Source organism: Glycomyces algeriensis, assembly GCF_027622855.1.
Lineage (GTDB): Bacteria > Actinomycetota > Actinomycetes > Mycobacteriales > Micromonosporaceae > Glycomyces > Glycomyces algeriensis.
Genome location: NZ_JAPZVR010000001.1, coordinates 129,332 through 148,416, shown reverse-complemented (window position 1 = coordinate 148,416; position 19,085 = coordinate 129,332). Strand labels below are relative to the sequence as shown.

The following is a 19,085-nucleotide window of genomic DNA, read 5'->3' as shown; positions in this document are numbered from 1 at the left end:
CAAGGTGAACCGGAACTACTGTGGTGTTGATAAGGGACTGACATCCGGCAGTCAAGCATGCCGCTACTCCTGTAGCACGGCGCGTTCCCGAAGGAGCACCAGTGAGCGAGACCCCTCAAGGCGACATCGGCGGTGCCGGCGCCGACCAGGCAGCGGCGTTCGACCTCGCCGGGTTCATGACCGACTTCGAAAAGCAGATGGCGGTGCTGCGCCGACAGGCACAGCCGGCGCGGGCCCTCATCGACGCCATGAGCGTCCGCGTCGTATCCGACGGCGGCGAGGTCGCCGTGACCGCGACGATCTCCGGTGAACTCGTCGACGTCGAGTTCCTGCCGGCCGCAGCGTCGGTCGCTCCCATCGACCTCGCCGCACTGGTCGTCGACACCTACGACCGAGCCGCGGCCGCAGCCCGCGAACGCACCCGTGACCTTGTGGAGGGCGCCGTCGACCACAACGCGCGGACCCGCAACCTCGCACACCGCCTCATGGAGCAGGCTGCCGCGGAGCGCGCGCAACAGCGGGTCGAGGAATAGGATGACTCCACCACGCTCCAACTGCTGCGATGCATTGATGTTGCGGCGGGTTTGGAGCCAGTGGAGCATGGTCTCGCCGGGATGAATACGGCGCTGGCGAACTCGAGCGCGGCAGCGAGCATATAGACCGCAGCCGCGACCTAGCGGACAAGCAGGCCTACGGCCACCATCAATGATGGATGAAGATGGCTGGCTTGCGAACGGCTCAGTGAGGCCCGGCATGACGCGGATTGGAAGTCGATCAGGAGAGCTGCTTCGACTCGTCCTGTCGAGACGGGCGTTTGGGCGCGGTGAGGGCGACGAGGCCGGCGCCCAGGAGTGCGGCGATGAGCGATCCGGCGAGGACCCCGATCTTCGCCTCGTCGGTAAGCAGCTCGGTGCCCTCGCCGCGGAAGGCGAGCTCGGTGATGAACAGCGCCACCGTAAACCCGATCCCGGCGACCGCCGCGATGCCTACCAGCAGCGGCCAGCTCGTGCCGGTCGGCAGGCGGCCCGCGCCGAGTTTCACCGCGATCCAGGTCGCGAGCGTGATGCCGACCGTCTTGCCCAGCACGAGCCCCAGGACGATGCCGAGAGTCACCGCGGAGGTCGCGGCGGTGGCGAGCAGGTCGCCGGAGAGGACGACGCCGGCGTTGGCGAGTGCGAACAGCGGGAGCACCACGAACGAGGAGAACGGGTGGTTGGCTGCCTGGAGTCGGTCGGTCGGTGCGAGGGCGTCGCGGCGCAACCGGACCAACTGTTCGGTCTCTTCGGCCGTGAGCCCTTCCTTGGCCAGCTCCTGGGCCCGCGCGTGCGCGGCGGCCGGGTCGAACAAGGGCTTGGCGGCGATGATCAAGCCCATGACGACGCCCGCGATGGTGGCGTGGACGCCGGATTCGAGCATGGCCAGCCACAGGGCGAGGCCGACGATGAGGTAGACCGGCGCGGACCAGACGTTGAGCAGGCGCAGCCCGATCGCAATCACCAGAATGACCCCGGCGGCGGCGAGCCAGCCCAGGGACACCTCCTCGGTGTAGAAGACGGCGATGACCGCGATCGCGCCGAGGTCGTCGACGATGGCGAGGGTCAGCAAGAATACCCGCGCCGCTGAAGGGATGCGGGAGCCGAACAGCGCCAGCACGCCGACGGCGAATGCGATGTCGGTGGCCATCGGGACGCCCCAGCCGCCCGCGCCCGGACCGCCGGCGTTGAACGCTGCGTAGACGAGTGCGGGGACGGCCATGCCGCCGATCGCGCCCGCGATCGGGGCGACGGCGTTGCGGATGCTCCGCAGTTCTCCGGAGACGATCTCGCTCTTGATCTCCATGCCCACCACGAAGAAGAAGATCGCCATGAGACCGTCGTTGATCCAGTCGCGCAGCGAGTGGTGCAGCTCGAAGCCGCCGATGTGCAGGCTGATGTCCAGGCCCCACAGCCACTCGTACGAAGCGGCCCACGGCGAGTTCGCCCAGACCATCGCGATGACCGCGCACGCCAGCAGCACGATCCCCGAAGCGGGCTCGATATGGAGGAACGCGGCGGCCGGTCGCCCGACAAAGCGGGCGAGCGGCTTGCTGGAGTACAGGAACGCAGGGCGCGAACGCCACAACGGAGAGGTCCAGGGCTCTTTCGAGGACTGCACGGGCGGGAGCTCCGATCAGAGGGCAGGGTCAAAATTCCGCCGACCAGACTTCCCGGCACACCAGGCCACACCCTACCGCAGACGCATTGCCACCCCGAGATGGTCGGTTACGAGTGGGACTTTTGCGGCGCTCGCGGGAGGTGGGACCACCAATGCGATGCAGCGGTGGCGGGCGATCCGCATCGGCGAACCCGAAGCACCAGCCTGCAGACCGTGGATTCCCGCGCCAGGCAATGCTCGCTGGCGGATCGCGGGGGGTGAGTTTCCAGGGTTGTCAGACATGCCAGCACTGCAGGATTAGGAATGCTCTGGCGTTGGCGCTCAGGCCTTCTCGTGATTGCCAGGATCGTCTGATTCGTGCATAGTGTTTCTGTGAGTCTTTCGGTCGTATTCCTCCTCGGCATGGTCGGCGCGCTGGCTCCGGAGATCGTGCGCCTCTACGCGATTCGCAGCGCGCCCGAGCGCTTCCGGTGGTCGTGGTTCTATCTCGCGGTCTCGCTGGCTTTCGCGGGGGTCGGGGGCGTACTGGCAATGGCACTGCCGGCGACCACGTACTGGGGCGCGCTGTATGTCGGCGTGTCGACGCCGGTCCTGGTCAACACCATGGTGCGGAAGGGAAGAGAGCGCACGAGCCCGCCGACGGCCACGCGCTCGGCCGCGCAGTACTCGCTGATCGACTCCTATCTGTACGCACTGTTAGCGACCGCGGGCCCGACCTCGCTCGAAGCGGTAAGGGGACTGACACGATGAGCCCACGACGAGGTTCCGGCGACGACGCCATATTCCTGGAAGCGGCCAGAGCGATCGTGTCCGGCACCGGCAGGATGGGCACGCAGAGCGTGCCGGTCCACCAAGCGCATTTGGTCGGACCGAACGCGGACACGGATCTCCAGGTGCTGTCCGCACGGCAGTTCCTGGGCATGGCCATGTCGGGCGGGGACGCGGTACTCCTGCACGCCGCGGTCCTACTCCTGGAAGCGGCGTGCGCCGCGACACCGGCGCGTCACCCCGAACGGGATACGCGGCTCTGGTACCTCGCTCTCGCCCGGATGGAGTTCTGCGAGACCGAACCGAATCCGGCCGAACTGGCGAAATCCGAGCGGCTGATCAATCAGATCTCGCCCGATTCGCCGAAGCGTTCGGACGCCCTCAAGTCGCTGGCGGACCTGTATGTGCGACAGTATGAGGCGCTCAAGGACCCTGCCGACCTGGACCGCGCCGTGGGCCACCTCGACCAGCTGCTAGCGACGCTGCCCAAAAGGGACCCGGACTACGCCGGTGTGCTTGTCGACCTGGGCTACGCCCACCGGCTGCAATACGTCCGAACCGGAGCCGCCGAGTCGATGGACCACGTCGTCGATTATTGGGAGCGGGCACTGGTCCTGATCACCCGGTGGGACGCGAACTGGGCGGACCTCGCCACCAAGATAGGAATCGCGCACCTGACCCGGTACACCCTGACCGGCATCATGGCCGATCTCGATCGCGCGCTGGAACTGCTCGACCGGGCAAAGACGATCCTTCCCAAGCGCGATCCGATTCGGGCACAATGCTTCTCGGTCCTCGGTGAAGTTCACCGGCTGCGCTATGAGCGGCTGAGTCTGAAACAGGACCTCGATCGAGCCGTCGAATACGGCGAACGGGCAGTGCGTGGTCAGGAGCCCGGAGCCGACCACCTGAACAATCTCGCCATCGCGTATCTGACGCGTTATGCGGCAACGGGATCGCGAACCGACGGGGATCGGGCGATCGCGTTCGGCGAACGGTCGCTGAACGGACTCGAAGGCGACTACAAGCTCACCGCTTTGTCGAATCTCGGCCTCGCCTACCGGCGCCGGTACCGCAGGAACGGGGCGGAAGCCGACCTCGACCGCGCGGTCGACCGGGGAGCGGCAGCGCTTGCCCTTGCCGAGGAGGGCCACCCGGCCGCCGCGGGCGCGCTCACCAACCTCGCAGTCGCCCACCTGTTGCGTTTGGGGCAGCCGGGGCGCACCGTCGACCGGCAGGTCTTGGACCGGCTGGCGACGCTGGCGCACGGCTGCTCGTCCTCGACGCCGTACGAGCGGGCGCGAGCGCACTACGTGGTCGGAGGCCTGGCCCTCGACATGGGCGTGTTCGACATTGCGATCGAGCATCTCGACACGGCGGTCGAGTTGCTACCGCTCGTATCCGCTCGCGAGATCGCCCCCCTCGATCAGGAATACCTGATCAGCGGTCAGTTCGGGGTGGTAAGTGAAGCGGTCGCCGCCCACTGCGTCGCGGGCGACCCCGCCGCGGCGGTGGCGATCGCCGAGGCGGGCCGCGGACTGCAGGCCGGCAGGCAACTCGACGCCCGAACCGACCTGACCGATCTCGAGGAAGCGCACCCGGATTTGGCCCGGCGCTTTCGCGAGAGCGGAAAGCGACTCGAGGGCCCCGACGGCGGTCGGCGCCGCCGATGGGCGGAGTACGACGAGCTCCTGAAGCAGATCCGCCGCCGGCGCGACTTCCAGTACTTCCTGCGTCCCGCGCCGATCGAGCAGCTCCGGAGCGCGGCACAGGGCGGGCATGTCGTCCTCGTCAACGCCGGGGAACGGCGAGGACACGCGATCATCGTGAACGCCGAAGGGGAACCGCGGACCGTGCCCCTGCCAGGCCTCAACGGCGAGGACGCAAGGAACCGCGCGGCCGACGTACTCGCCTGTACCCAGGGCGCACGCAGCGGTGCTGGCCGGAACCAGGCGCGTGAGCTGACGGAAGTCCTGGACTGGTTGTGGGACACGGCCGCCGGCCCGGTCGTGGACGCCCTACCCGAGACCGGCACGGCCCCGAAAGTCTGGTGGCTGCCTATTGGCGCCCTCGGCCTGCTGCCTCTGCACGCCGCGGGCCGGCCCGGCGAGCCCGGTGCGCTGAGTGCGATGGTCTCCTCCTACACGACAAGTCTGCGGATGCTCAAGTTCGCACGCCGGCCCTCGACTGCGGCGCAGCGGCGGCAACTGGTTGTCGCCCTTGCGCGCACGCCCGGCATGATCGACCTGCCCGGGGCCGCCGCCGAGGCCGCATCGCTGCTCGAACAGCTCCCGGAGGCCCTGGCGTTCAAGGACGGCCAGGCGAGTGCCGAACGAGTGCTGAAGGCACTGCCCGCCTCGACCTGGGCGCACTTCGCCTGCCACGCCACGGCCGACCTGCAGTCGCCTTCCAAGAGCGGCCTTCGACTCCACGACGGGGCGCTCCCCAGCGCCGCGATCGGTGGCCTGTGGCTCCGGGATGCCGAACTCGCCTACCTGTCGGCCTGCTCCACCGCTCAGGGCGGCGCGCTGAACGTCGATGAGGCCATCCATGTGGCGTCCGCGTTTCAACTGGCCGGATTCCGGCATGTGGTTGCGAGCCTGTGGCCCCTTGAGGACCAAATCGCCAGGCGCGCGGCAAAGGCCTTCTACGACCGGGTCCAACGGTCGCCGAGTCCGGATTCGGCGGCAGAGACGCTGCGGCAGGTCAGCCTCGACATCAGAGCGGAGCACCCCGGCCGGCCCGACCTTTGGGCGACTCTGATCCACTACGGCGCGTGATTGCCACGTCTGGTTCAGCCAAATGGGCCGGCCTCATTTCCGCTCCTGCCGAGCCCGGCGGCGGCAGCGTCCTACCGGAGGTCCGGGCGATCCCGCCCGCGGGCGGGAGCGTCTGTGCGGCGACGATACGGCCTTCCTTGTTGCGGGCGAACAGGCGCAGGATGAGCCGGTCCAATCCGTGGTCCGGCGCGCCTGAGGACACCGCGAAGTGAGCACCCTACTGGGTGGTCGTGGTCGCCAATGTCCCCGAGTTGAGCGCTTGGGAGACCGGCCCTCCTGACCGGGAGTATCAGGATCCGGCATCGCGTCGCAGATGGATCCTAATGGCGGTGCCCAGACTGGTGGTGTGCATGCGGACGAGGTCTACTGCGTGGTTGACCAGGGCAGACCGGCGCCGCGGATGGTCTAGTCAACCGGGCGGCGTCCGAGGAGCGGGTCGGAGATGTGCCCGGCATCGCTGACCTCGCACACCAGCTGGTCGTGTTCAGTCCAGATCCGCAAGAGCCCGGATCCGCCGCCGTGGAGGACGCTGTTGGTGACCAGTTCGGTTACGGCGATCTCCAGGTCGATGAGCCGGTTTCCGCTGAGTCCGTTGGTGACGTCCGTGAGCGGTGGCGAATTACCGCGCGTTCTCGATGGAGCGGCGGTCGACCGCGCGTTCGAGGGCATACCGCGGTGCCGGCGGCAGCGAACGCCACCTCACTGGCGCTGGAGACGGTACCCGCGCCCGACCTGGTAAAACCTTTGCACCGGAGGTCGGGCCGATCCGTGATTTGAATGGGGAGTCGGGTCTCGTTGTAGCGCCGGCGATTCGACCGGTCGCTTGCTCGATTCTCGAACTCGACTCAGCGGCGTTTGAACCAGCGCTGGGGGGCGTGGTTGGACAGGAGCAGTAGGCCCGTGGCAGTGAACGCGGTGAGCAGCAGCAACACCGCCACCGCCGCGGGCGGTTCGAGAATCGGCGCCGTGGTGACCCTTTCCAGACCGAACCAGCCGAGTGCCTGTAGCACCGGTACGAGCACAAGCAGCGGTATCACGACCGACTGCGCCGCGATGAGTACCTGCCACGCCCAAGGCCGGCGCACCCACAGCAGCGGGATGCAGGCCAGGACGAGAAACCTTCCGGTATTGAGGAAGTAGGCCAAGTGCTCGTCGCCGGCGTAGTACTCGGCGTACAGCCCTGCCGTCAGCGGCATCGCTTGGAGGGACAAGAACGCCCCGAACATCCATAGCACCCATGGCAGGCGCTCCCGCTTCGGCGCGAGCAGCGGCGCACTCGCCGCCGGCGGGCTTGTCAACTGCCGCCGCTGCATCGGCTGATCAGGCGGCAGAGCGGGCCGGTAATCCCCCCGTGGGCGAGCGGACCAGGTATCGGCCGCCCTCGCGTCCGGCGGAGTCAGGAGGGCACCGTGTGCGACTACTTGTTCCATCCGGTCGATCATCGTCGGCGGCCGTCCGGTCTCCTGGTGGAGCATGGTGGCCACCAGCGGCATCCGGCTTGCACCGCCCACAAGGAAGATGCCGACCACCGATGACTCCGGAAGGCGCGCGCTGCGGATCACCGCCGCGACAGTTCTCGTCGCCCGGGCGAGTAGGGGCCGGGTGAGCGCGTCCAGTTCGTCGCGCGTGAGGTGGAGTTCCCGGTCGATCCCCGGGACGAACAGGTCCGCGCTGGAGTGGCGGGACAGCCGCTCCTTCGCCTGTCGCACTTCGTCGTAGAGGTGCTGCCACTGTCGCCACTGCACGGGAGTGGTCGGAGCGAGGAGGTCCCGCCAGACCGCTTCAGCGCTGAAGTGCGCTTCGAAGTGGCCGATGATCGCGGCGTCGATGTCGATGCCGCCGAGGTCGTCCAGACCGTCGACGACGAGCAACTCGAATCCGGTCTCACTGCGTCGCACCACGCTCGCGTCGAAGGTGCCGCCGCCGAAGTCATGCACCACGACGGCGGCGCCGACCGGGACCAGGTGGCCGAGTGCGGCGACGTAGTAGGTCGCCGCGGCGACGGGCTCGGGCAGCATGCTCACGGTCGCGAACCCCGCGGCCTTCGCCGCGTCCTCCAAGACCAGTCGCCGGGTCGGGCCCCAGGCGGCTGGGTGAGTCAATGTCACGGTGGCCGGGGCGTTGCCGAGGATTCGCGCACACTCGGTGCGCACCTTGGTGAGCACGGCTGCGAACAGGTCGCACACGGGGAACTCCAGGTCGCCCAGGAGCACGGTCCCGTCGTCGACGCGTCGTTTCGGGTGCGGCTCGAACCGGGCCGGGTCGCGGCGTGCCGCATCACGGGCGTCACGCCCCACGGTGAGCTGCCCGTCGGCCTCGGCGAATACGGCCGAGGGCAGCAGGGGCGAGCCGTCGAACAGGACCGACTCCGGGTTCCCGCTCGCGTGGCGGAGCGCGGCGACGGTGTGGGAGGTGCCGAAGTCGATGCTCAGGAGAGAGGCCATGGACATACCGAAAACCCTACTTTCCCCACGCCAGTCATGCGCTCACCATGCAACAGCTGCAGGAAGGCAGCATGCACGGACGTCGAACGGTCTCCTCAAGGGTGGCTGTGATCCTCCCTGGGTTTGCTCGCTCGGGTCGGCTTCTGCTGTTGCGGAGGCGATGATCCGAGCGGCGGCTGCTTCGCTTCGGTGATCGCCTCCCCCGTGGGAGTGAGCGGGGCCCCTCGCCGGGGTGAGGTCCGAACGCGGCCCAGCAGCAAGACTCATCGTCATGAGCGACAAGCGCATCGACACTGCAGCGGCCCGTACGGCATCACAGGGGCGGCAGGTCAGGGTCCGCCGCACCGCGGGCTTCGCTGCGGCCGCGACCATGTCCCTGTACCTGGCCGTCAAGGTGACATGGGTCCTCGGCACCCTTGCTGGAGCCGCGCCGCAGGAACTGGAGTCGCACCTGCCCGAGTGGATCACTCTCAACACCGTCACCATCGCCATGGCAGCTCTCGGCGTGACGCTCGGACTGGCGCTGGCGCAACCATGGGGCATGCGGGTCCCCGCGTCACTGGTCATCCTTTTCGCATGGACCGCAAGCGGGTTCCTCGTCTCCATGCTGCCGTATACGACGCTCTCCGCGCTCCTCGACGCGGCCGGGATCAGAGCGGAGGTTCCGAGCGGGACCGATGCGGGCGAGCCGGTGCTTCCCCAATGGGAGACGTCGCTGATCAGCGTCGGCTTCGCCGGGATGGCGCTCGGACTGCTCGTCGCCGTGCCGCTCTACATGCGCGAACGCTGGCCTCACGCGTTCACCGGCACCACCGGCGACCTCCGCAGGGCAATGCGGCCCCCGCGGGTGCTTCCTGTTGCCGCTCTGGCGGCGGCGGCCGGTGTCTCGGCGGTCCTGTGGACGTACTGGGCGGCAGGCGGAACCGCCGGCCTCAACCCCGATGCACGAGAGCTGTGGAACCTCGACGTGCGACTCCTGATGGCCACGAGCGCCATGTGGGCGGTACTCGGAGGCTGGAGCGCGTGGGCACTGTCAGGCCCGGGCCTCGCACGGCTCCCTCGCTGGATGCCCGTCACCGTCGGCTTCATAGCCTCGGGGTCCCTCTTTTCCTGGAACGCCTGGCGAATCCTGTGGGTGATCTTCCCGGTCACCGGCCAAGCGCCGTTGAAGACACCGGCCATCGCCGTCGCGGAGCACCTCGTCGCGATGGCTGCGGGTGTGTCGATACTGGCACTCCTATTGCGCGCCTGCACCAGACGGAGCGAAGGCTGAAGCGGCACCACCGACCGGGGAGCCCCCGCCGCCCGAACTGGGCCACGATTCCATAGTGGTCTTCGTTCGGACGCCTGGCGGCGGGCGCTCACCGTGGCGGCGTCACCATGCTTCGACCACGGCTTCGCCGTGGTCGGCCGTGCGCCAGCGCGCATCGAGTCGGCGCAGCCGGGAGGTGGCGGCGAGGCTGTGCACGTGGGCGACCTTGCAGCCGTCGAGCTCGAAGACCGCTGCGGCGACGACGCGGTCCTGGAGTGCCGCGATGATCGCGGGTGAGCCGTTGACGACCGCCGTGTGCAGCGCGGGTGCACCGCCAAGATTCGCCGCTTGGCGTCCGTGGGGCGGACCGTGATCGGTCCTTCATCGACGGCCGGTCGCCAGGTTGATTTCGATGATCAGGCGCGCCGCTTTGCTGCTAGAACCTTGTCGCCGCGCAACCTGTCTATCCGTTCACGCCGGTGAGCTCTGCCGAGAGCTCCCACAGACGGGCAGCCGATTCGGGATCGATGGCCCACGGCTTGACACCGCCGTCCGCCGCCTCGTCAGCGGGATCGGCGATATCGCAGTCCTCGCAATAGACGCCGCCATGGCCTTCCAGCAGCGGCGAGGTCGCCGCCCAGACCGCCGTCGCCGCCCCCTGCTCCGGAGTCTTGAACCCTGCGGCCGCAGTCCCGTCCGACGTGATCCAACCGAGCGATTCCTTCTCCTCCCGGGAGAAGTGGCGCTGCAGTGGTGTGAGGATGCTGCCGGGATGGGCGGCGAAGGCCCTCAGTCCCGTTTCGCGCCCAAGGCGGTCGAGGTGCAGTGCGAAGAGGACGTTCGCAGTCTTCGATTGCCCGTAGGCCAGCCATCGGTCGTAGCCAGCGTTGAAGTGCGGGTCGTCCCACCGGATATCAGTTAGACCGTGCGCTCCCGAGGTGACGGCGACGACTCGGGCGGCACTCGCGAGTACCGGTCGCAGCCGCCCGATGAGGGCGAAGTGACCGAGGTGGTTGATTGCGAACTGGGACTCCCAACCCGGGCCGACTCTGGATTCGGGGCAGGCCATCACACCGGCACTGTTGATGACGATGTCGAGACGGCGTCCGTCGTCGATGCGGCGATCGGCGAAACCCCGCACACTGTCCAGGTCGGCCAGGTCGAGCGCGTCGACTTCGGTGCGGGGCACGTGCTTTAGGGCAGCCGTGGCCTCGGCGGGCCGTCGCGCCGGGACGATGACGTGCGCCCCGGCCCGGGTCAGCGCCTTCGTAGCCGCGAGGCCGAGACCTGAATAGCCTCCGGTGACGAGCGCGGTCCTGCCGGTGAGGTCGATGCCGGCAAGTACCTCGTCAGCGGTGGAGTCGGCGTTGAATCCCGAGTTGAGCTTGTGTTGCTTCGTGGTCATGCGAGCGACCCTAGATCCTAGAGTGAGCTCTAGGTCAAGTTATGATTTCCGGGTGGCAGAGGGTGTAGAACAACTCACTATCGGCACGGTCGCCCAAACGTCCGGACTGAGCGTGCACGCGATCCGGTTCTTCGAACGGGAAGGCCTGTTCCTGCGCGATATTCCTCGAAACGCGGGCGGCAGGCGTGTCTTCGAGCGGCAGGACGTCGAATGGCTCGGGTTGTGCAACCGGCTCCGCGAATCCGGTATGCCGCTCGCCCGGATCAGGAGGTTCGTCGAACTCGTCCGAGCGGGCACTGGCAACGAGTCCGAACGGCTCCAGCTGCTTCGAGAGCACGAAGCGGAGGTGCGGGCCAAGATCGACGACCTCCACGCCTGTCTCGCGGTTATCCACGGCAAGGTCGCCACGTACGAGCGTCATGTCGCCGAAGGAACCGCGGCCGGAGTCTGGTCTCCCACATAGGAATCAACGAACCCAGGCGCAGTCCCTGGTCGCCGCGGCCGAGCGGCTCAGCGCCGTCCCCCCGACCTGCGGCCAGGCAGCTGGTGTTCTGGGACTGTGAATCGTGCAGTTTGCCGAAATCATTCCTGCGGGGATGCCCGAGGCATGGCCAATGCGTCGGCGACGCTGTCCTTCGGAGGGGCTGAGCGCTGTTCGGCCATCTTGGCGGTGAGTTTCGCGCCGACGCTGCCGAGGGCCTGGCGCAACGGCGGCGGCCTTCGTTCTTACGCCTGCGGCCGGGCTGCCGTCAGGTGTTCGTCTCGGATGCGGTTTCGTCGAGGCAGGCCGCCATGCGCGTGAGGAGGAGCTGCCGCTCCTGCCTGGTCGGAGCGAGCGCAGCGGCATGCTCGAGTTCCGCTGCGGCTTCGATGTGGCGGTCGAGTCGGACGAGGAGATCGCCGCGGACGGCGCCGAGGAGGTGGTAGCGGGCCAGCCTCGGGTCGCCGCGGAGAGGTTCGACGGCGTCGAGAGCGGCTTGCGGTCCGTCGAGGTAGAGGACGGCGACAGCTCGGTTCAGTTCGACGACAGGGGATCCGGTGATCTGGAGCAGTGCGTCGTAGAGGGCGAGGATGGTCGCCCAGTCGGTGTCGGCGAACGTGGCCGCGCGGGCATGGCAGGCCGCGATCGCGGCCTGGATCGCGTAGGGGCCCAGAGGCCGGCTCAGTTCGAGGGCGCGATCGAGCATCCTCAGGGCGTGGTCGATGAGGGTGCGGTCCCAGCGGCGGCGGTCCTGGTCCTGGAGCTGGACCGGGAGGCCCTGGGAGTCAGTGCGGGTGCGAAACCGGGAGGCCTGGAGCTCCATGAGCGCGACCAGGCCTAGGACTTCCGGTTCGGTCGGGACGAGCCCGGCCAGGATGCGTCCCATTCGCATGGCCTCGATGGCGAGGTCGGTGCGTACGAGCCGGTCTCCGGAAGAGGCCGAGTACCCCTCGTTGAAGATCGCATACAGGACCTCCAGGACCGTCTCGAAGCGGTGGGGAAGATCTTCGGCGGAGGGCCGCTCAATCGGCACACGGGCCTTGGCGAGCGTGCGTTTGGCGCGGGTGATCCGCTGCCCGATGATCGGCGAGGGGACCAGGTAGGCCCGGGCGATCGCGTCGGTGGTCAGACCTCCGAACAGGCGCAGGGTGAGTGCGACCCGGGCGTCGGGGGAGAGCATCGGGTGGCAGGTGGTGAAGAGCATCGTGAGCAGGTCGTCGGGGATCGGGTTGAGCGCCTGGTCGGCGATGTCGGGAAGTTCCTCAGGACGCCCGGCGGCGAGGAGGGGCGCCTTGGTGCGGGCGGTCTCCTCTCGCCGGGCTCGGTCGATGGCCTTGTGCCGTGCGGTCGACATCAGCCACGCTCCGGGCCGGGGCGGGATGCCGTCGACCGACCACTGCTCGATGGCGGCCGCGAACGCCTCTGCGGTGAGGTCTTCGGCGACGTCGAGGTCGCCGATACGTCGGGCGAGCGTCGCGATCAGTTGCGGCGCCTCTATGCGCCACAGGGCTTCGACCGATTCCTGAAGATCCATGGCGGCTACTCCGGAGGGCGTTCCTGCAGCTCGGCGCTGCGGGCGAGGGTTTCCTCGTCGACGCTTCGGGCGAGATCGGCCATGTCGAACAGAGGCCGGATCTCCAGAACCTGGGACTGGCCGTACGCGGGGTCGAACGGGCACCGTTTCGCCCATTCGACCGCTTCGGCCAGAGAGCTGACCTCCCAGATCCAATAGCCTGCGATCACCTCTTTGGCCTCGGTGAACGGTCCGTCGACGATCGAGGTCCCGGCGGCGGAGAAGGCGACCTTCGCGCCGACGCTTGACGGCTGAAGACCTTCTCCTCCGAGCATGATGCCGGCGTTGACGAGCTGCTCGTTGAAGATCCGCATCTGCTCGAACATCTCGGTGGTGGGCTCGCCCTTGCCTTCGTCGGCGCCGTCGCCCTTCGTCATCACCATCACGCGCATATCACGTTCCTCCTGGTCAGTTTTGGCCGGTGGTGCGGCGCAGCAGGTCTGCGATGAACGCCGCGTCAACAGTGTCACCCTCCTTCAGGTCGACCGCTTTGCGGTCACCGGACCCGAGGGATTGGAGCACGCCCTTGATCGGTTCGATGGCGCCGGCGTCGAACACCATGAACGAGATCTTCGCCGCGGCCACGTGCAGGACTGCGATGTTCCGCCCGTCCAGGACGAAATGCGGCTTGCCGTAGAGGAACGCCTCCTCCACACCGGGGAGCGTGTCGTGGACGATCTCGCGCAATGCGTTCGAGGTCTGCTGCTGCCAGGGGGCTTTCGCAATGTAGTTGGTGACTTCGCCGTTGTGAGTCATAATCGGTTCCCCGTCCTCAAGTGGTGACGCGGTAGGTCGAGACGACCACCCCGGAGTCGAACACGGTCGTGTCGGCGTGGGCGAGGCCGGTGCGGCTCTGGGGCCGGAACATGGGTACCCCGCCGCCCTTGAGCACCGGGTACGTCCACACCTTGTACTCGTCGAGAAGCCCGGCGGTCGCGAGCGCGTCGGTGAGGCGACCGGCGCCCCACACCAGGACGTCGCCGCCGGCTTCGGCCTTGAGCTTTTGGACCGCACCGGTCAGTTGGTCGCCGGGTATGACGGTGGTCGGGTTCCACTCGCCGGTGTCGACCGGCTCGGTGGCGACGACGTACTTGCGCATGCCGTTGACGTGGTCGGAGTAAGGGTTGCCGCCCATGTGGGGCCAGGCCTGGGCCATGCCTTCGTAGGTCACTCGCCCCAGGAGCAGCGAGTCCGCGCCGAGGGTGAGATCCAAGGCGTACTGCTGCGCCGCGGCGTCGTTGTAGGCCAGGGACCACTCGTGCGGGTCGTCGATGTAGCCGTCGAGGGTGGTGTAGGTGGAGGCGATGATGCGTCGCATGTCCGTGTCCTTCTCGAGGTTCGGGGCCGGTCATTCCGGCCTGTCATCTCACCTTCGTTCGATAAGCCGTGATTTCGACACGGGATGCAAGATTCTTTTCGCGAATTCAGCGATCGTGTCGGTACAGCGATCCGGGGCGCGGTTGAACGCGGCCCCGAGGCGCTTCGGTTGCGCCGTGTCCGGTCGGCGTGGACGAGAGGTTCAGGTGCACACCTCGATCGAGCCATAGTCGATCTTGCGCAGGTAGGTCTTCCATTCCTCACGAGTCAGGTGCCGCCCGGCCTGCTCGCAGACAGCGGCGTACGGGTCCTCCAGAAACCCGACGTCGAAGATGTTCGCCCCCTCGTCGGTCACCACGGCGACCTTCCATTCGTCGGCGACGAACGTTACATCTTTCGAGTACCACGGAAGATCGACTGACTCCGAGGCTATCTGTCGCCCAAGGGTGCGGTCCCAGAACACGAGTTCCTCGGCAATCATGAACGCGACGAACCGGTCGTCTGGGGAGAAGCTCAGATCCCCAGCCAAGTCGTGGCCCTGCAAATGGACCACAGCGGGGCCGACCGCCGCTCCCGAATCGATATCCCACTGTGCGAGACCGTTCGTTGTTGCCGCGGCGAGTACGCTGCCGTCGTTATTGAACTTTAGGTCGTAGGGGAGCCCCATTCCCCCTTCGAGCGTGTCAGACCGCTTTCCGGAATCCACATTCCACAGATGAATCCTCCCATCAGAATCCACTGTGATCAAAGACTTGCCATCCGGGCTGAAGCCAACCTCGCCAGCGCCCGTGGGGATTCGCAAGAGCGTCTGGCCGGTCGCGACGGACCAGACAACGACCTCGTCCGTGTCATGGCTCGTGGTGTCGGTGTCGAGTCGACCGACGGCGAGCATCGAGCCGTCCGCGGAGAATTCCAGGTCGATCGCCGGGCCTCCCCCGTCGTCCAGCTCGTCGATGACCTGACCAGTGCGGACGTCCAGCAGCTCGATCCGCCCCGTCTCCTCAGCCTCGGGATTGCCTGCGACCATCGAGCCGCTCGGATGCATGGCGATCGCGTAGCCGAAAATTTCGGGAAAAATGGCACTCGGTGGCACTTCCAGGTCCTCTTCTGTTGGCACCTCCCAAACCATGGTCGCGCCTGAGTTCACTCCCATCACCGCTGCGGAGTCTCGCGCCGACTCTAGGGTCGTCGGCGATGCTGTCCCTTCAGGAAGGGTAAACGCCCACGGGACGGAAGCGACCTTTGCGGTGTCCCAGAGCCGGATTCCTTCTCCTACTACGCCGGCGAGGATCGTGTCACCAGGCTGGAAACTCAAGTTTCTGACGTGGTCCATAGGCAGCTGCACGAGGAGTCGGCCCGATTCGCCGTCCCACAGCGCCAGCGCGCCGTAAGTGCCGTGGATCGCGGCGACGGTTGTCGCGTCGGAGCTTGCCGCAGGTTTCACCGCCTGCCCTTGCAGCCAAGGCTCCCAATGTCCTTCGCTGTCCAGAATCGAGCAACCGAGGTCGCTGCAGGCGGCCGTGTATGCCGGGTCGTCGTGGCTGGTCCAGACCTCCGCTTGGCCGATATCGCCGAGCGTATCCGTCGCGGCCAGGTCCCCGGAGTCGATCGCCCACTGTGACACGACACCGTCGCCGGTCCCGGTGATGAGTGTCGAACCGTCCGTGGAAAATGCCGCCGAGGTCATGTAGTAGCCCTCGAACCTCGCAATTTCCTTCGCATCTTGCAGGTCCCAGACGCCCAAGGAATCGCCGTCGGCGACCGCGAGCATCGAACCGTCAGCGCTGAACGTGACGTCATGGGAGAATGCCGGCCCGAACTGCTGCACGACCTCGCTTGAGTCAAGGTCCCAGATCTTGACGCCCTCCTTGGAATTGGCCGCCAGCCGCGTGCCATCCGGACTGAACTCGACGTCGGCGTACCCGCCGCCCTGCGCCAGATCGTCGAGCACCTCGACCTCCCATGTCGCGGTGGACCAGATCGCGACGACGCCGTTCTCTCCCAGTCCAGCCAACCGGGAGCCGTCCGGACTGAAGGCTACTGCGGCGGGTGTGCCCATCCTGTCGTTCGACAGCAAGCCGACCGATGGGTCGTTCACCGCGTCCGTCATCGCGGCGAACGCCTCGTCTGTCTCATGCAGTCGCCAGGCAGCCGCAGCTAGGAGCATCGCGAGTTCGCCTTCATTGCCGCGCAGCGCTTCGCTCTCGGCAGCCAGTTCCTTTGACAGCGCTTGATTGCGCTCTGCCGTCAAATCCTGATTGGAGTTGAATACCAGTGCCGCTAGCGTCACCGAGACCGCGGTGAGACTGGCGAGACCCGATACGAGGGCCTGGCGCATCCGAGACCGGCGCCGACGGAATCGCTCGGAAGCTTCCAGAAAATCCAGTTCTTCCTGGTTCAGGGGATACTTCAGTGGGTCCCGGTCCCAGACGGTTCGCTTCTCGTCCACGATGTCCTTCAGCCGCGAGCCTTGGAACAGGAGCGAGGTGTCGCCGCCGCGGAGTCTCCATTCGGCGGTCGCGTCCCGCAGCAGGGATCGACGAGCCAGCGATTCCCGGTCGGCTTCGATCCAACCGTGCAGACGCTTCCATCTCGTGTACATGCACTCGTGCGCGATCTCCACGGACGCTTCGGTTTCAATCCCGCGCCCTCCGATGACCAACAGTCGCTTCCTGGTGAACGCCTCGATCACTGCGTCGACCTCCGGGCCGAGCAGTTCCAGCAGCCTGCCGCGCCCCTCGGCCCTGCGGGTGGCCTTCCCCGAGTCGAAGGTGGTCAGGTGTCGGAAGAGTCCTTGCGCGACGGCCTGTTGACGGTCGCTCAACCGTTCGTGGGCTTGTTCCGCATTGTTGCGCACGGCCCCTGAGATGAATCCGACCGCCTCATACCTGGCCCGAGTGAGCCATTGCCCATCACCCTGTTCCAGCATCTGGCGCAGGGCTTCCGAGAGCAGTGGCAATGCTCCAGCGCTGCGGCTATCATCGCCGGAGGAATCCCGGGCGTCGTCGAGGATGTCGTCGACCAAGCCCACTTCGATCGCGATGCCCGCTTCCTTCGCCGGGCCAGTGACAGCCTGCCGCATCTCCTCCCTGCTCATCGACCCCAGGACGAACAGCTGGCGGAGCGCCGGGCCGAGCAGCTCGAACTCGGCGCAGCGGTCGACGAAGTCGCCCCGCATTCCGAGCATCACCAGCGCCGGCGGGCGAGTGTCACCGGACCCCGTCCCGGTGCATGCCATGGATCCCAACGCGTCGATAAAAGCCTGCTGGACCCCGGAGGCTGCACCAGCAGTGAACAGCTCCTCAAACTGGTCGACGACGAGCACGAGCCGGGTCGAGTCGTCCCCTCCAGCCTTCCGCACTGCCACCTCAACCTCCGAGCCGAAGCGATCAGGTGCCGCCCGCAGCGCAGACTCCAGTTCCGCCGCACCGAACCCGACCATCCCGGCGACCGCTATCGCCAGGCTGCGCAGGGGGTCGCCCTCCGGCCGCATGACCAGGAAGGGCCACCGCTTCGAACCTGGCACGCTCGCGAAGCCTGACTGTTTGAAGGCATGCGCGAACCCGGCGCGCAGCAGCGAGGACTTGCCCGAGCCCGACGCACCGGTCACCATCAGCATCTGGCCGGACCGATGATGCTCGTCAGCACGTCTCAGCAGATCAGCCGTTACAACACGTCGTCCGAAAAAGACCTGCGCGTGTGATTCCTCGAAGGGGTACAGCCCGAGGTAGGGGTTGCCCTGCCACGGACTCGATGCCGCAGGGCGGCTGCCGGCATCGCCAGTTTCTCTGCGCCAGATCGCCTCGACGAGTACGCCTTGGTTGCGCACTTCCTCCAGGAGGACTCGCTGGCCAGCCTCTTGCCGAACTTGGCTTTCACGCATCCCCTCCAACAACTCGATTCCACGCAGCTGCAACTCCAAGTTTTCGGCGAGAGCCCGATTCCCGGTCCCGAGCGCGGCACCCATCGCATGGGCGGTCCCGTCGATATTCCGCATCATCGCGGCGAAACCCTGCTCCAGCTGGACCGCTTCCGCCGCTTGGGATTCCAACACCGCGGTGAGATCATCCGCCAACCTGGCCTCGATGTCGCTCACAACGGGATCCTTCCCAGGTCGCTCCAGTTTGAGCCGGTCCAAGCACTCGCTGACGAACTGCGTGATCAGTCCGCCGCCCACACCGCCGATCACACCAATCGCGGAGGAGACGGGAACGCCCGCACCGATCGCCGCGGCCGCGACCGGAGCGAAGGCACTGGCGCACAGCAGGCCCAGCACCACGGGCCTGGCGCCGGAGACCAATTTCCGTGGCGCACGATGAACGGCACTGCGCAGTCCCTGCTGCGCCTGTCCGAACGCTTCAGGGAGGGGGTGTCCCCCAGCGTTGGGGGTGGTGTCGGAGTTCTCATGCCGCGCTTCAGGGCTCATTGAGTCCAGCCTTCGCAAGGGGTGGTGTTCAGGGCATATCGGAATCATATTCGATTCTGCGGTCTGCGACAGTTCAACAAATTGCCGGGCGCGCGGTTCGGCTCCTGCGCCTCTACCACCAAAGCAGCGCACACGAAGGCAGGTCACAGATCCTCGACATCATCGACGGCCGAGGCAATTCCAATGCCTACGATTTAGCCGATGCACTGAGACGAACTCTGAGCGACCGTTTACGAGCAGGAGCACTCCAAGGCGGCGCAAGGATCCCTACTCAGCGCCGGTCTCCCAGACCTGGTGAGGACCGGGCCTGTTTCAGTTCCAGTGTGGTATCGCCATCCGCCGCACCCACTTCATGTAACCGCTAGGCCAGTCAGGGACGCATCAACGTCGACCCCTACACCCTGAACAATCTCTCCCCACCTCACCGAATGGCTGACTCGACTAACTCCTCGAAGCGACCACCGGGTTTGCCGCGGACCGGGGTC

14 protein-coding genes are annotated in these 19,085 nt (G+C 66.9%); 5 read left to right on the top strand and 9 right to left on the bottom strand.

Annotated features, from left to right (window positions below; translation table 11 throughout):
• The first annotated feature begins 101 nt into the window (after window positions 1-101).
• Entirely contained in the window at window positions 102-533 is a 432-nt protein-coding gene (locus O2L52_RS00590; RefSeq protein ID WP_270113337.1) for a YbaB/EbfC family nucleoid-associated protein, read from the top strand.
• A gap of 241 nt (window positions 534-774) precedes the next feature.
• Here O2L52_RS00590 and nhaA read toward each other — a convergent pair whose 3' ends face one another.
• Complete coding sequence (gene nhaA, locus O2L52_RS00585) at window positions 775-2,154, bottom strand: Na+/H+ antiporter NhaA (protein WP_270113336.1); 1,380 nt, start codon at window positions 2,152-2,154, stop codon at window positions 775-777.
• A gap of 372 nt (window positions 2,155-2,526) precedes the next feature.
• Between nhaA and O2L52_RS00580 the strand changes: the two genes are divergently transcribed.
• Window positions 2,527-2,904, top strand: coding sequence for a hypothetical protein (locus tag O2L52_RS00580; protein WP_270113335.1), 378 nt, complete (start codon window positions 2,527-2,529; stop codon window positions 2,902-2,904).
• Complete coding sequence (locus O2L52_RS00575) at window positions 2,901-5,702, top strand: CHAT domain-containing protein (RefSeq protein WP_270113334.1); 2,802 nt, start codon at window positions 2,901-2,903, stop codon at window positions 5,700-5,702. The genes O2L52_RS00580 and O2L52_RS00575 overlap by 4 nt, the downstream gene beginning before the upstream one ends.
• 405 nt (window positions 5,703-6,107) lie before the next feature.
• On the opposite strand, the gene O2L52_RS00570 is transcribed toward O2L52_RS00575, so the two are convergent.
• The gene (locus tag O2L52_RS00570) at window positions 6,108-6,371 is read right to left on the bottom strand and encodes an ATP-binding protein (protein ID WP_270113333.1); all 264 of its coding nucleotides are present in this window, start codon (window positions 6,369-6,371) and stop codon (window positions 6,108-6,110) included.
• Window positions 6,372-6,547: 176 nt separating this feature from the next.
• Window positions 6,548-8,152 (bottom strand): Hsp70 family protein, encoded by a 1,605-nt coding sequence (locus O2L52_RS00565; protein WP_270113332.1) that lies wholly within the window; start codon window positions 8,150-8,152, stop codon window positions 6,548-6,550.
• A gap of 265 nt (window positions 8,153-8,417) precedes the next feature.
• Here O2L52_RS00565 and O2L52_RS00560 point away from each other — a divergent pair, with 265 nt between their 5' ends.
• Window positions 8,418-9,419 (top strand): hypothetical protein, encoded by a 1,002-nt coding sequence (locus O2L52_RS00560; protein WP_270113331.1) that lies wholly within the window; start codon window positions 8,418-8,420, stop codon window positions 9,417-9,419.
• Window positions 9,420-9,861: 442 nt separating this feature from the next.
• Here O2L52_RS00560 and O2L52_RS00555 read toward each other — a convergent pair whose 3' ends face one another.
• Window positions 9,862-10,803, bottom strand: coding sequence for an SDR family NAD(P)-dependent oxidoreductase (locus O2L52_RS00555; RefSeq protein WP_270113330.1), 942 nt, complete (start codon window positions 10,801-10,803; stop codon window positions 9,862-9,864).
• Window positions 10,804-10,855: 52 nt separating this feature from the next.
• Here O2L52_RS00555 and O2L52_RS25365 point away from each other — a divergent pair, with 52 nt between their 5' ends.
• On the top strand, window positions 10,856-11,266 hold the full coding sequence (locus O2L52_RS25365) for a MerR family transcriptional regulator (protein WP_344474331.1): 411 nt from the start codon (window positions 10,856-10,858) through the stop codon (window positions 11,264-11,266).
• A 286-nt stretch (window positions 11,267-11,552) separates the two neighbouring features.
• Here O2L52_RS25365 and O2L52_RS00545 read toward each other — a convergent pair whose 3' ends face one another.
• The 5 genes from O2L52_RS00545 to O2L52_RS00525 all read right to left on the bottom strand — a co-directional run bounded on the left by O2L52_RS00545 (window position 11,553) and on the right by O2L52_RS00525 (window position 18,600).
• Window positions 11,553-12,818 carry an RNA polymerase sigma factor gene (locus tag O2L52_RS00545; RefSeq protein WP_270113328.1) on the bottom strand — a complete coding sequence of 422 codons (1,266 nt, stop codon included), beginning with the start codon at window positions 12,816-12,818 and terminating at the stop codon, window positions 11,553-11,555.
• 5 nt (window positions 12,819-12,823) lie between these two features.
• Entirely contained in the window at window positions 12,824-13,249 is a 426-nt protein-coding gene (locus tag O2L52_RS00540) for a YciI family protein (RefSeq protein WP_373897062.1), read from the bottom strand.
• Window positions 13,250-13,265: 16 nt separating this feature from the next.
• Window positions 13,266-13,613 carry a DUF1801 domain-containing protein gene (locus O2L52_RS00535; protein ID WP_270113326.1) on the bottom strand — a complete coding sequence of 116 codons (348 nt, stop codon included), beginning with the start codon at window positions 13,611-13,613 and terminating at the stop codon, window positions 13,266-13,268.
• Between the two features lie 16 nt (window positions 13,614-13,629).
• Complete coding sequence (locus O2L52_RS00530; RefSeq protein WP_270113325.1) at window positions 13,630-14,175, bottom strand: dihydrofolate reductase family protein; 546 nt, start codon at window positions 14,173-14,175, stop codon at window positions 13,630-13,632.
• A 201-nt stretch (window positions 14,176-14,376) separates the two neighbouring features.
• Entirely contained in the window at window positions 14,377-18,600 is a 4,224-nt protein-coding gene (locus tag O2L52_RS00525; protein ID WP_270113324.1) for an nSTAND1 domain-containing NTPase, read from the bottom strand.
• Between the last annotated feature and the right edge of the window lie 485 nt (window positions 18,601-19,085).

Coding starts and splice junctions, on each gene's coding strand:
- O2L52_RS00540 (WP_373897062.1), bottom strand. CDS start 13,249: ATGCGCGTGATGGTGATGACGAAGGGCGACGGCGCCGACGAAGGCAAG.
- O2L52_RS00525 (WP_270113324.1), bottom strand. CDS start 18,600: ATGAGCCCTGAAGCGCGGCATGAGAACTCCGACACCACCCCCAACGCT.
- O2L52_RS00545 (WP_270113328.1), bottom strand. CDS start 12,818: ATGGATCTTCAGGAATCGGTCGAAGCCCTGTGGCGCATAGAGGCGCCG.
- O2L52_RS00535 (WP_270113326.1), bottom strand. CDS start 13,613: ATGACTCACAACGGCGAAGTCACCAACTACATTGCGAAAGCCCCCTGG.
- O2L52_RS00560 (WP_270113331.1), top strand. CDS start 8,418: ATGAGCGACAAGCGCATCGACACTGCAGCGGCCCGTACGGCATCACAG.
- O2L52_RS00570 (WP_270113333.1), bottom strand. CDS start 6,371: ATGCCCTCGAACGCGCGGTCGACCGCCGCTCCATCGAGAACGCGCGGT.
- O2L52_RS00555 (WP_270113330.1), bottom strand. CDS start 10,803: ATGACCACGAAGCAACACAAGCTCAACTCGGGATTCAACGCCGACTCC.
- O2L52_RS00575 (WP_270113334.1), top strand. CDS start 2,901: ATGAGCCCACGACGAGGTTCCGGCGACGACGCCATATTCCTGGAAGCG.
- O2L52_RS00565 (WP_270113332.1), bottom strand. CDS start 8,152: ATGTCCATGGCCTCTCTCCTGAGCATCGACTTCGGCACCTCCCACACC.
- O2L52_RS00530 (WP_270113325.1), bottom strand. CDS start 14,175: ATGCGACGCATCATCGCCTCCACCTACACCACCCTCGACGGCTACATC.